At 41.7% G+C, this 12,389-nt stretch carries 11 protein-coding genes and 1 pseudogene; 10 read left to right on the top strand and 2 right to left on the bottom strand.

From position 1 onward, the window contains the following. Window positions 1-15 precede the first annotated feature (15 nt). The 3 genes from AB1L17_RS29285 to AB1L17_RS29275 all read left to right on the top strand — a co-directional run bounded on the left by AB1L17_RS29285 (window position 16) and on the right by AB1L17_RS29275 (window position 2,522). Window positions 16-885, top strand: coding sequence for a hypothetical protein (locus tag AB1L17_RS29285; protein WP_412848435.1), 870 nt, complete (start codon window positions 16-18; stop codon window positions 883-885). After that, window positions 882-1,985 (top strand): C45 family autoproteolytic acyltransferase/hydrolase, encoded by a 1,104-nt coding sequence (locus AB1L17_RS29280; RefSeq protein ID WP_412848434.1) that lies wholly within the window; start codon window positions 882-884, stop codon window positions 1,983-1,985. The genes AB1L17_RS29285 and AB1L17_RS29280 overlap by 4 nt, the downstream gene beginning before the upstream one ends. A 192-nt stretch (window positions 1,986-2,177) precedes the next feature. Beyond that, complete coding sequence (locus AB1L17_RS29275; protein ID WP_412848433.1) at window positions 2,178-2,522, top strand: hypothetical protein; 345 nt, start codon at window positions 2,178-2,180, stop codon at window positions 2,520-2,522. Window positions 2,523-2,572: 50 nt separating this feature from the next. Here AB1L17_RS29275 and AB1L17_RS29270 read toward each other — a convergent pair whose 3' ends face one another. Then, window positions 2,573-3,940, bottom strand: coding sequence for an amino acid permease (locus AB1L17_RS29270; RefSeq protein ID WP_412848432.1), 1,368 nt, complete (start codon window positions 3,938-3,940; stop codon window positions 2,573-2,575). A gap of 418 nt (window positions 3,941-4,358) precedes the next feature. On the opposite strand from AB1L17_RS29270, the gene AB1L17_RS29265 reads away from it, so the two are divergent. From AB1L17_RS29265 to AB1L17_RS29240, 7 genes are all read left to right on the top strand, one after another. Next, a complete protein-coding gene (locus AB1L17_RS29265; RefSeq protein WP_412848431.1) occupies window positions 4,359-5,102 on the top strand; it encodes a metal ABC transporter ATP-binding protein in 744 nt (247 codons plus the stop codon). Further along, on the top strand, window positions 5,102-5,962 hold the full coding sequence (locus AB1L17_RS29260) for a metal ABC transporter permease (protein ID WP_412848430.1): 861 nt from the start codon (window positions 5,102-5,104) through the stop codon (window positions 5,960-5,962). The genes AB1L17_RS29265 and AB1L17_RS29260 overlap by 1 nt, the downstream gene beginning before the upstream one ends. A 14-nt stretch (window positions 5,963-5,976) precedes the next feature. Next, window positions 5,977-6,921 (top strand): metal ABC transporter substrate-binding protein, encoded by a 945-nt coding sequence (locus AB1L17_RS29255; protein ID WP_412848429.1) that lies wholly within the window; start codon window positions 5,977-5,979, stop codon window positions 6,919-6,921. Between the two features lie 138 nt (window positions 6,922-7,059). After that, on the top strand, window positions 7,060-7,779 hold the full coding sequence (locus tag AB1L17_RS29250) for a YebC/PmpR family DNA-binding transcriptional regulator (protein ID WP_412848428.1): 720 nt from the start codon (window positions 7,060-7,062) through the stop codon (window positions 7,777-7,779). A gap of 351 nt (window positions 7,780-8,130) precedes the next feature. After that, on the top strand, window positions 8,131-8,259 hold the full coding sequence (locus AB1L17_RS31545) for a hypothetical protein (protein ID WP_489672041.1): 129 nt from the start codon (window positions 8,131-8,133) through the stop codon (window positions 8,257-8,259). Window positions 8,260-8,597: 338 nt separating this feature from the next. Further along, entirely contained in the window at window positions 8,598-9,848 is a 1,251-nt protein-coding gene (locus AB1L17_RS29245; RefSeq protein ID WP_412848427.1) for a phospholipase D-like domain-containing protein, read from the top strand. Window positions 9,849-10,273: 425 nt separating this feature from the next. Then, window positions 10,274-11,863 (top strand): hypothetical protein, encoded by a 1,590-nt coding sequence (locus tag AB1L17_RS29240; protein WP_412848426.1) that lies wholly within the window; start codon window positions 10,274-10,276, stop codon window positions 11,861-11,863. Window positions 11,864-12,311: 448 nt separating this feature from the next. On the opposite strand, the pseudogene AB1L17_RS29235 reads toward AB1L17_RS29240, so the two are convergent. Further along, window positions 12,312-12,389, bottom strand: a pseudogene (locus tag AB1L17_RS29235) (transposase); the annotation flags it as partial.

Genomic DNA, 12,389 nt, shown 5'->3' with positions numbered 1-12,389 from the left:
CAAGGAGGCTGTGGCATGAACCCAGGTGACAAAGGATTATCCTTTTACGAACGCGGGGCAACTACTATGTTTGCCTGCCAATATGACCCGCGCTTTTCTTTTTGTGCATACATTCCCTCTAGCTATCGGGAAGAGGAGTCGGGCTCCTATCCGCTCGCCGTTGTCGTTCATGGGACGGCACGTACGGCACAAGGCTATCGGGATGCCTTTGCTGATTTTGCGGAATCGACGAATACAGTCATTCTGGCTCCGCTGTTTCCTGCTGGAATCGTTGCACCGTGGGAAGTAAGCTCCTACAAATATGTAAAGTGGGGCGACATTCGGTTTGACCACATTTTACTGGCGATGATCGATGAACTCAGTGAGAAGGTACGGATTCAAAAAGACAGATTCCTGCTCTTTGGTTTTTCCGGGGGCGGACATTTTGCCCATCGTTTCTACTATGTACATCCTGAGCGGCTGCTGGGTGTATCCATTGGTGCCCCGGGCATTCTTACATACATCGATCCTACCCAGCGATGGTACGTCGGAACGAAGGACATGGAAGAGTTGTTTGGCAAATCATTATCCCTGGAAGCGATGAGACAGGTTCCCGTACAGATGGTCATTGGCAGCGAGGATGTAGAGACATGGGAGATCAACGACAAGGCATCAGCTCATTGGATGGATGGAACAGATGCGCATGGACGGACGCGTCTCGCGCGATTGGCTGCTCTGCGTGACAATTATGAACAGCAAGGAATTTCTGTTCGATATGATGTGGTTTTGGGTATTGCGCACGACGGCTCAAAGGTACTTGCAGAGGTGAAGGATTTCTTTGCCCAGGTGCTTGCGGAAATGAGAGGGACGTCACAGTTGACAGGATTAGGAGGAGAATCAAGATGAATCCAACCCACACACAAGTGTCAGAGCAGCGTTCGGCGAAAACCTTTCCCTTTTATACGTTTAGAGGGAGCCATCGGGAAATCGGCAGACAGTATGGAGAAGCTTGTGCAGAGCTGATCGGGAAGCACCTCGACTACGCTTTGGCCAGACTGGAATCCAAGGTGAAAATTCCGTCGAGGCAAGCCTTGGAGGAAGCAACCATGCAATATCGTGCCTATGTAAAAAAATACGCGCCTTATTTTGATGAAGAGATACAGGGATTGGCGGAGAGCACGGGGCTTTCGATGGGGGAGGTTTACTTGCTCCAGCTGCGGGCAGAGCTGTACACAGAGTTCGATGCCAACGATGAGTGCACGACGTTTGCTGTTTTGCCGGAAGCGACTGTGGACGGTACTCCGCTTATTGGGCAAAATGCGGATTTACCGGACTTTTACTCGGAAATCGGGATTGTCGCGGAGTTTGTGCCTGATGACGGGCATACTTGTCTGATGCTGACGCCTGCGGGGCAAATCTCCTATATCGGGATCAATAAGCAGGGCCTTGGTGTGTTCGCCAACTTCCTCACCTGTGAAGGATGGCGGGTCGGTTTCCCACGCTACCTGCTGTCTCGACTTGCCCTGACGAAGGGAACGGTCAAGGAAGCTATTGAGTTGGTTCGCAGTGTGCATCGGGCGTCTTCACGAAATCTGATTCTGCTCGATCAAACAGGAACGGCTGCGGATTTGGAGACGACAGCATCGAGAGACAGCATACTGGAGCCTGTTCATGGGCTTCTGGCACATTCCAACCATTATCTGAGCCCTGAATTGCTGGAAGAGGAGCGGTTGGGCGGGGGACATCTGAATAATTCGAGGACGCGCTACGAGCGTATGCGCACACTGCTGGATGACAATCACGGTCAGTTGAACACTCCATTGATGCAGGAGATATTGCGGGATCGGGGGAGTGAGCCATACCCGCTTTGCCGAATGCCGGGCGATGACGGAACCGATTCGATTACGTTCGCATCGGTCATAGCCGAGCCATCCAAAGGCCGATTGTGTATCGCGATTGGGCCGCCGAACCAGTATGAATATCAATACTATTCGTTTACGTCCTGATTAAGCCAATCGGCAAAAGGGATGACGGCATAAGATAGGCTGTCCAAAAGCAGAACGATCTGCGATGGGCAGCCTTTCTATTGGAATCGGCGACGGATACTGATAGCAACTACTACTCGTTGAAATGGAAGGAACTAGATATTTTTTAAAGAATTGATTCAAAATGGATAGAGGAGAGAGGATTGATTCCAATTGTTGACCAGCGTAAAAGTAAGATACCTGAAAATATCCTCCTACCTGAAGCTCTGCGTAGGAGCTGGCGTATCGATAGGGATTCTGGAAGGGGCTTTCCGTTTTCTCCTTTTATTATTGACGGGGGGGCTGAGCCGTTCAGAAGCAACCATTATCAGCATGACTGTGAATGGATGGATGGCGGGGATCTTGCTTGTCTGTTCCGTACCGCTGCTGTATGGCTTGGGCGCGGTCTTGTTTGGTTTCGTCTCCTATTTTCCGTTTATGTACTATCTCAAGTGGAAAAAGGGGCTCATGATCGAAGGGGTATTTGAAGAGGAAAAACACGAGCAAATAATAAAGTAAGCACCTCCCGTTTTCACCGATGTGGCAGTGAAAACAGGGGGTGCTGCTTATTATTCGGCTACCTCTATCTTATTGGTCTTCGCTGTCCGCAGCTTGTAAATCACGACGAGCAGAACAAACCACACAGGCGTGATGAACAAGGCGACACGTGTATCTTCTGCAAGTGCAAGCACAACCAGAACAAAGGCAAGGAACGCCAGAATCAGGTAGTTGGCAAAAGGATACAGCGGCATTTTAAATGGATTCGCTTTTGCCAATTCTGGTCTCGTTTTGCGATATTTCAAATGACAGATGACCGTAATTCCCCAAATAAAGATAAAGCAAACAGTCGAAACACTTGTGATCAGCGTAAACACGCCTTCTGGAATGATGTAGTTCAATACGACTGCGATCAGGATGACCACCGTCGAAAAGAATAAGGCATTCGCTGGGACCTTATTTGCTGTCAGCTTTGTAAGCGGCACAGGTGCATTTTTTTCTTTGGCAAGGGAGTAAACCATCCGGCTTGTACTGAAAATGGCGCTATTACATGCCGAAGCTGCAGATGTCAGTACGACAAAATTGACGATTCCGGCAGCGGCTGCAATTCCAATCGCTGCGAAGACCTGCACGAATGGACTCTCCAACGGGTTGATCGCGTTCCACGGATAAATGCTCATGATGACGATGAGTGCGCCCACATAGAATACCAAAATCCGAATCGGGATTTGGTTAATCGCTTTTGGAATGACTCGTTGTGGGTCTTCTGTTTCACCGGCTGTCAGCCCGACGAGCTCGATCCCAACAAACGCGAACACGACCATCTGGAAGGAGAGAAGGAACCCATTGAAGCCGTTCGGGAACATACCGCCATGACTCCACAGATTCGTAAAGCTGGACGCGCCTGCATTTGTAGAAAAGCCTTTGATGATCATGAAGATGCCGACAAAAATAAGGCCGAGAATCGCGATGACCTTTACTAACGCGAACCAAAATTCCATTTCTCCAAAAAGCTTTACTGTAGCCAGGTTCATGATTAACAAAATCACGAGAGCAAGTAAGCCAGGCATCCACTGCGGTATTTCCGGAAACCAAAATTGCGTATACAGACCAACGGCTGTTAAGTCGGCCATGGCGATGGAAATCCAGCAGAACCAGTAAGTCCAACCCGTGACAAAGGCGGCCATATTCCCCAGGTAGTCTTTGACGAAGTCCACAAAAGAATGGTAGTTCAAATTGCTCAAGAGAAGTTCTCCGAGCGAACGCATGATTAAAAAGCAGATGATGCCCGTAATCAAGTAAGCAAATAAGATGGATGGGCCGGCCAAATGAATCGATTTTCCTGCGCCCAAAAATAATCCTGTTCCGATTGCACCGCCAATCGCGATGAGCTGTACGTGTCTGTTTTTTAGACCCCTCGCCAAGTTTTGATCCTGCATACGATCCACCTCTTTCTATTTTTAGTTAGTTTGTAATTTTTTGATTTTTATTGAACAGATAATGTTCATATTAACATAACTATAGTTGTTTAACATATGTTTATTTATTTTTATAGAAAAAAACTTTTAATGATGAACGGAATAGGAATATTTTAGAAGTGCAGCTCTTTTGAAAAGGGGCTGTGCTTCTTTTTTTTGCAGTTCAGGAAAAAGAATGGTTGACATGATTATGGAAATCATTTAATTTTGCATTAGGGCAACTTTTTTATACGCAAGCATATTAGTTTGCTTCAGTGAATATTATTGGTACAAAACCACATTGTTGTGTGCAAGCATATGTTGATATAGGAAAGACCCGTTTCAGCATGGGTTTCTGAAAGGGATCATATAACGGGCAACTATTTGGAGGGGAAAAATCATGGTATCTGCTATCGCGGTAAGGGATCTGCATGTCTCTTACTTTGGGAACGAAGTCGTTCGGGATGTCTCGTTTGACGTTGAGCTAGGAAGTATGGTTGGCATTATTGGTCCAAACGGGGCGGGTAAATCCACACTGATCAAAGCCATGTTGGAGCTGATTCCGAGAGACAAGGGAAATGTACGGATTTATGACAAACAGACCAATGAAGTCAGGAAGAAAATCGCCTATGTACCACAGCGGAGTCAAATCGATTGGACGTTTCCGATCACCGTCATGGACACCGTCCTAATCGGGACATACCCAAGTGTCGGACTGTTCAAATTTCCGAAAAAAAAGGAAAAAGCGTGGGCGCTGGAATGCCTGAGAAAAGTAGGGCTGGAGGATTTTCGCGACAGGCAGATTGGCGAGCTCTCCGGCGGGCAGCAACAGCGTGTCTTCCTGGCAAGGGCACTTGCGCAAAAACCGGAGCTGCTGCTTCTGGACGAGCCGTTCGTGGGGATTGATGTGGCGAGCGAGGACACAATCATTCGCATCTTGAAGGAGCTGCAGCTTCAGGACAAAACGATCGTAGTCGTCCATCATGACTTGTCGAAAGCGAATGCCTATTTTGATCAGCTTCTCCTCATGAACAAAGAATTGATCAAGTTCGGTACGGTCGATGAAGTGCTGAATCGAGAAGTAATGTCAAAAGCATACGCCTATCAGCTCCAATTTCTCGAAAAGACCGAGGTGCTTGCATAATGGATTTCTTGATGGCAATTGGACAGTATGAGTTTTTGCAAAAAGCCCTGTTTACGTCTGTAGTGGTTGGATTAATTTGCGGGGTCATCGGCAGCTTCATCATCTTGCGCGGAATGTCCTTGATGGGGGATGCCATCTCACACGCTGTTTTACCTGGAGTGGCCCTCTCCTATGCATTTGGAATCAATTTCTTCGTGGGTGCAGTATTAACGGGTGTTCTTACCGCTGTTGGAATTGGTTACGTTAGCCAAAATAGTCGGATCAAGAACGACACGGCAATCGGGATATTGTTCACGTCCGCCTTTGCGATCGGGATTATCATGGTTACGATGCTGAAAAGCAGTACCGATCTGTATCACATTTTGTTCGGAAATGTATTGGCGGTTCGTTCGTCGGACATGTGGGTGACGGTCGGTATTGGGGTCGTCGTTATCGTGACTGTCTACGCGTTTTTCAAAGAGCTGCTTTTGACGTCGTTCGATCCGACGATTGCGGCTGCATACGGCTTACGTAATAATCTCATTCATTACTTGCTGATGACCTTGTTGACGATGGTGACCGTCGCTTCCTTGCAAACGGTAGGAATTGTGCTAGTCGTGGCGATGCTGATTACCCCAGCTGCTACCGCCTATCTTTTGACGGACCGCTTGTCGATCATGATCTTCTTGGCTGGTGGTTTTGGGATGATGTCGTCGGTCATTGGTCTTTATTTCAGCTTTACCTATAATCTGGCCTCTGGTGCCACGATTGTCGTGGTCGCAACTGTGTTATTCTTCCTGGCCTTTCTCTTCTCCCGGAAACACGGGGTGGTATGGAAATCAATCCGGGCTCGGCAAAAACGAGTGGAGCTCTCAAAGTAAAGGAGAATATAGCCATGAAGAAGTGGAATCTGTTTTTCGTTTTTCTTGTATCAACCGTATTGATGGCAGCGTGTGGTGCTCCGCAAAGTGCGAACGAGCCCACAAAATCGGACAGCGACAAGCTTCAGGTCGTGACTACGTATTCCATCTTGTATGACATCGTGAAAAATGTCGGGGGAGATCGTGTTGAGATTCATAGCCTCGCACCGATCGGCTCCAATCCGCACGAATATGATCCACTGCCTGCAGATGTGCAAAAAACGACAGATGCAGACGCTGTTTTCTACAATGGCTTGAATCTGGAGGCGGGTAACTCCTGGTTCAACAATCTGATGACCACAGCGGGCAAATCAGGTCCTGATGCACCCGTGTTCCGACTCAGTGAGGGTGTAGCTGCCAAGCATTTGACGACGAAAGGCAAAGAGAGCGAGGAAGATCCGCACGCTTGGCTGGATGTTCGCAACGGTATCAAGTATGCGGAGAATGCAAAAAATGCCCTGATCAAGGTGGACCCAGCGCATAAGGATACGTATGAGCAAAACGCCAAGAAGTACATCGAACAGCTGACTGCTTTGCACGAGGAAGCCGTTAAACAATACAACCAGATTCCGAAAGAGCAGCGTATGCTTGTGACAAGTGAGGGAGCGTTCAAATATTTCAGCGAAGCGTACGATTTTGAAGCGGCGTACATCTGGGAAATCAACTCGGAGAACCAAGGAACACCAGAGCAGGTCACGCAGGTGGTCGATACGATCCGTGCGAAAAAAATCCCGGCTCTGTTCGTAGAGACGAGTATCGATCCACGAAGCATGGAAATGGTATCGAATGAGACGGGCGTGCCGATAGTCGGGAAAGTATTTACGGACTCCCTCGGAAAGCCGGGAGAAGATGGCGATACGTACATCAAAATGATGGAATGGAACATCAAGACGATTTACGAGGGATTGACCAAAAAATAAGATTCTAAAAGCAAAGCACAGCTCTCTCATCCAGAGGCTGTGCTTTTAAATTCTTCCACTGCTTAACATATTTCATAAGATTGAGGTATAATAGGCTAGTGTGAAAAAGGAATCCGGATATTGAAAGAGAGTGGGATTATGGGTCGTAAGTGGAACAATATTAAAGAAAAGAAAGCATCTAAAGACGCGAGCACCAGTCGTATTTACGCGAAGTTCGGGAAGGAAATTTATGTAGCGGCAAAGCAAGGCGAGCCGGACCCAGAGTCCAACCGTGCTCTGAAGGTCGTCCTGGAGCGTGCCAAAACGTACAGCGTACCGAAAGCAATTATCGACCGTGCGATTGATAAAGCAAAGGGCGGCTCTGATGAAACCTTCAGCGAGCTGCGCTATGAAGGCTTCGGACCAAACGGATCGATGATCATTGTAGATGCATTGACTAACAACGTAAACCGTACAGCTCCTGAAGTGCGTGCTGCATTCAACAAAAACGGCGGTAACATGGGCGTATCCGGTTCTGTAGCGTATATGTTCGATCCAACAGCTGTTTTCGGCTTGGAAGGCAAAACTTCAGATGAAGTGCTGGAAATCTTGATGGAAGCGGACGTAGACGTACGTGACATTTTGGAAGAAGATGGCGCTGTCATCGTCTACGCGGATGCAGAACAGTTCCATTCTGTACAAGAAGCACTGAAAAACGGCGGCGTCACAGAGTTTACGGTAGCTGAACTGACCATGCTGCCACAAAACGAAGTCACGCTGACTGAAGATGTACAAGCTCAATTTGAAAAGCTGATCGACGCTTTGGAAGACTTGGACGATGTACAGCAGGTGTACCATAACGTTGATTTGGGTGAATAAGAGGAATTGAGCGTTAGGGAAGCCTGATAAATCAATGTTTATATGCTTTTGTTCTTATCTAATCAAAATGAGGAATTATTACCGTTTTTCTACGTCAGCGATGATATACATGCTGAATTTAGTATGAAAACACGGTGATATACATCAATTTTGTTATATGTAGGAGAAGGCGTATAATGTATTTATCACCTATGTACATCAAGAAAATACAAAACTATAATAAGTATCAACTGGCAATCTTTTGAGGAGTTTGAGTGAAGCGCCATAATTTTTCGCACTCTGGCTGGATTAAAATCAGCTATAGCAAGAGGGCGTAAAGGTGGCAGGCCAAAGAAGGATAATATTCAAGTAGTGAAGGCTTTAAAGCTATATGATACAGAGCAATACACAGTAAAAGAGATAGAGGAAATGACAGGTGTATCAAAAGCTACATTGTATAGGGAAATAAGAAAGAGGAAAAGTGAAAAGAAAATTGTCTAGGCACTCAATATTGACAGTGAGTGTCTTTTTTATGAGTGGGGGTAGATAACATCAAAATCATTGGTTGATATTTAGTGAGAGGTGTTAGCACACCTACAGTTAGTCTATAACTAAAATTTGAAGCGAAACATAAGTTGCTAATGGTATAATTGGGAAATATTTATCTGATTTGTGTGAAATATAGAGGTTTAGGTGGTCAACTGGAAGGTGAGCGTTTACCCCTAAAATGGTCGACTGTTTGATTAAGGTTTACATAGGGAGCTTTATTGTGAATGACAATGTTATTAGCTAAAAATGAAATATTTTAACTAAATCATTTTCTAAGGTAAGGTGAATCTATGACCCAATTTTTTTCTAACACAAATATTCGTAAAGACTTTTTAAGATTTGAGATGGAAAAATACTCACAAAATAATGAGGTTTTCATAGCAGTCGCTTTCTTCACAAATGATTTATTTATTAAAAACCTAGTTGATAATGGGTGTACAGTTAAACTTATAGTTCGTCTTGGTTTTCCAACTAGTGCGAAGAGTTTAAGAAGAGTAATTAGTTCTAATAAAGTAATGATAAGGTATTATACGTCGAGAAACTTCCATCCAAAGCTATATATGTTTAGTAATGAAGTAGCTTTTGTCGGTTCTTCCAATTTAACTGATGGAGGTCTAGTTTCAAATCAAGAACTGAATGTAAAGATTAATTCTGAAGACCCTGCATTTGAAGAGTTACAACTTATATTTAATGATTATTGGGAGCAAGCAAAAGTACTAACAAATGATATTTTGAACCATTACGAACAAATAACAAACGAACTAGAAAAGATGACCAACGAAGCTGACAAAATAGTGTCAACTGTAATCGGTGAAGTCAACTTTGAAAATATTCAACGCATCGGGAAAAAGAAGAAGAGTGAAAAAAATAAATTCGAAGATTCATTACTGAAAAGATATCAAGAATTTCTCATTAAATTCGAAGACATTAAACAAATTTATATTGAAAACGGAAAAAGGAAAGTAAATGAGGGTGTTCTTCCTTTAAGAATTGAAATTGACCAATTTTTTAATTGGATTCGGCAAACAAAGGCTTGCGGAGAGGAATATTTAAAAGCACCAACCAGACAAGGTTCGGTGCTAAATGATTTTATAAGAGACAAGATAGATGAGTTCATTGATAGTGACTTTAATGATATTATTGCAGTTACTCAAAATAAGTATCCAGTGATACAAAAACATTTTGCAACCGTAGACAGTATTGATGATTCGAGTGAAAATGAATTGTTAGATGCCTTGTTCGTGATAAATGCCTTCTCCGAAAGGTCAAGGTATTACGGCGGTAAGAACTCCCTAAGTGAATCGTTTATTAATGACAATGGGTTAGAAAAAATCAAGTCAACCATCTCTTATCTTTTGCATGGCAAACAATCTTTTAATAGCAGAATAACCAATTGTATTTACAATGATGATTTTAAATTAAAACATTTTGCTTCAAGTTGTGTTCAAGAACTGTATGGTTGGGTTAATGCTGATGATATTCCTATTTGTAACGAGAGAACCTTTAAAGCGATGCAATGGTTAGGATTCGGAAGGATCTAAAATGACAAGAACATCAACAGCCATTCAAAGCCCTACTCTTTAAAGTAGGGCTTAAAATTGTTTTCATTATTGATATTAAGTGTTCCACATTTTCTCTCCTAACCTGGTTGGTATTATACGAATAATTAATTAAGGTATTTTGTAGGTGTTCTACGAACAATACATCGCATTTATGAAGGTGTTTCAACGCAGAACTAATGTGATTGTGTGTTCCAATAATAGTATATTATTACTATTCTGAGATAAGGAAGGGGTGTTACAGTTCTCTGTTACCTTATCAATTTGGTTAGATAACACAATTGAACAGAAAATCGAGACAGAATACACCATAAAAACACGAACATCCAATATTTACATGCAGCAACATTTTGCTATTATTGATGATATAGACCATTTGGGAAAGGAACGTAAGGGAAGTAATAATCATGGCCAATAAGTATATAAGGGGTTATTTTATGAAAAATTCACAGGATAGACCTTTGTCTCATATTTTGTCAAATCGGACAAATATCATTGAATTAATAGTAGTAGGTTTCTTCATTGCATTTGGTACCAATATAATGGTGTCTAGTATAATTGAGTTTGACTTTTTTAAACCCAATATCTTTATTTATATTGGAAGTAGTATAGTAATAATATCCTTTTTATATCTAGTTTTAAGATTGTTAAAAATTAGAAAGTTCACTAAAGTAATTGAGTCTTCTATAATTTATCACAAAAATAAGAATACGTTAGTCAACATACCAAGATATGAATATAGTGAAAAAATGGTTAGATATTTTGAGTATTCTTTTCGAGAAAATAAAGATATTAAAGCAATATGGGAAAAGAATAAATTGAACGATTTATTTCAATCAGACGGTAATTCAGTGATAAAAAAAGGAGTAAACTCAAAAAAATTGGTCAAAGAAGCCACTGAGTACTTAATTCTTGATATTTTATCAACACATTTAACTGACTATTTTAATAATGATGAACTAGACCGTAAAAATATTGAGAAGATAGAAAGAGATAAAATATCTGATATTATAGTGAAAAATAGGTTCTTAGATTTATTTTCCAAACCAATGAGTGAACGGTCTGGTTTTTTAGATGAGAAATCGACATCAGCCGAAAATGTTGTTGTTTCCTATAGGAATGGATATTACTTTAATAAATTTGAGTTAGTTTTACCTAAAAAAAGTAAATTTCTAAGAAGCGAAGATTCTACAATCCTAATTAAGAACAAAAGATTTTCTATGAAAATAAAAGTAATATTTGATGGCTACTCAAACAATAATATTCCTTATTCTTATATAGGGTATTTTAATAATTTGAGTATGAGAGAATACAGTCAACTAAGTGTGTTGGTTCAGATTGAAGTAAAATTCAATTTGATTACATTTGTTTCGCTTTTGGGGTGGGAATACTATAAATGGATTGATTCTTTACTCCAAAAATTTGATTTAGTAATGTCATCGGAAGAATTTCCTAAAACAATAAATTGGAGTTCTAATGAAGTGATTTTAGCCTATTTAGATACGAGACTCCCAAATTACTCCAGAGGACAATATTTTAACAATGGTGGCAAGTTAGATAAGGGTGAGTTAAAACAAAAGGAACTTTTTGTATTTCATGCAAATGTAAGGAATAGAAAATTCGGGAAGATATGGGAAGAGTTATCTGAAGGTACTTATTCTGAATCATTCCTTAAAACTCAGTTATCGGAAAGTTCAATTCAAAAATTACTACAATATAAAGTGCAAGGACAATTAAATAAACTAGATGTATTAGGGGTGTATTATAACGATGATAATACTCGAATGGCGTATAAAATTGAATTAACTGATTTCATAAAGGAACAAGGTAGAGTAAGATTTACTTTTAAGCAAGTTCAAGATACGAAGATAAAAAGTAGCGATGTTTTACAAGTATTAGGTCATAAGTATTCACATAAAACCGATAAACCGCAGTTTATAGTAAGTATTGAATATGACATGTATCAGTTATTGGAAGAATGCAGTAAAGTGAGTTGATTAAATTACTATTATTTAACGTAACAAATACGATTTAAAGACGTTAACCCACTTGTCATAATAATCAAGTGGGTTAATTTTTTGAAAAAATAATATGACGAAAGGATATTTTGTTCTTGTTTCACATGTGGTGAAAAGTATCAAGAGGGACATTTCACGCTGATATGTTAGTGGATGACCTGAAAAGAATTTTAACCGATAATTAGGAGTATTTATAAATTTGGATGTTATTATATAATAACTGCGTACTTCAAAATGATTAGACTATTTGTGAATGTCAATCAAAATGTTGACCACCGTGCTCATCAAAAAATTGACCACCATGGCAAAATTATTACCACCCGATGGGTGGGTAACTTTTTCATGATCACGATTGCTTCAGGCTTTGCTTAAATCTGTAACTATCGCCGTTCATTGCAAAAGCGTGAGCGCGATGGGTAAGTCGATCCACACTCGGGTCTACGCCTGCAAATGCGATCAACTTACTTGGGTGATCAAACCGTTCAATTTCCCCGACTTCAGACAA

This window comes from Brevibacillus jepli (genome assembly GCF_047229145.1).
In the GTDB taxonomy this organism is placed as follows: domain Bacteria; phylum Bacillota; class Bacilli; order Brevibacillales; family Brevibacillaceae; genus Brevibacillus.
Note: the sequence above shows the minus strand (reverse complement) of the source record. Positions and strands in the feature narration are given on the sequence as shown.

What these genes read in the sequence shown, in the direction of transcription:
- AB1L17_RS29285 (WP_412848435.1), top strand. Translation starts at nt 16, where the DNA reads ATGAACCCAGGTGACAAAGGATTATCCTTTTACGAACGCGGGGCAACT.
- AB1L17_RS29280 (WP_412848434.1), top strand. Translation starts at nt 882, where the DNA reads ATGAATCCAACCCACACACAAGTGTCAGAGCAGCGTTCGGCGAAAACC.
- AB1L17_RS29270 (WP_412848432.1), bottom strand. Translation starts at nt 3,940, where the DNA reads ATGCAGGATCAAAACTTGGCGAGGGGTCTAAAAAACAGACACGTACAG.
- AB1L17_RS29265 (WP_412848431.1), top strand. Translation starts at nt 4,359, where the DNA reads ATGGTATCTGCTATCGCGGTAAGGGATCTGCATGTCTCTTACTTTGGG.
- AB1L17_RS29260 (WP_412848430.1), top strand. Translation starts at nt 5,102, where the DNA reads ATGGATTTCTTGATGGCAATTGGACAGTATGAGTTTTTGCAAAAAGCC.
- AB1L17_RS29255 (WP_412848429.1), top strand. Translation starts at nt 5,977, where the DNA reads ATGAAGAAGTGGAATCTGTTTTTCGTTTTTCTTGTATCAACCGTATTG.
- AB1L17_RS29250 (WP_412848428.1), top strand. Translation starts at nt 7,060, where the DNA reads ATGGGTCGTAAGTGGAACAATATTAAAGAAAAGAAAGCATCTAAAGAC.
- AB1L17_RS29245 (WP_412848427.1), top strand. Translation starts at nt 8,598, where the DNA reads ATGACCCAATTTTTTTCTAACACAAATATTCGTAAAGACTTTTTAAGA.
- AB1L17_RS29240 (WP_412848426.1), top strand. Translation starts at nt 10,274, where the DNA reads ATGGCCAATAAGTATATAAGGGGTTATTTTATGAAAAATTCACAGGAT.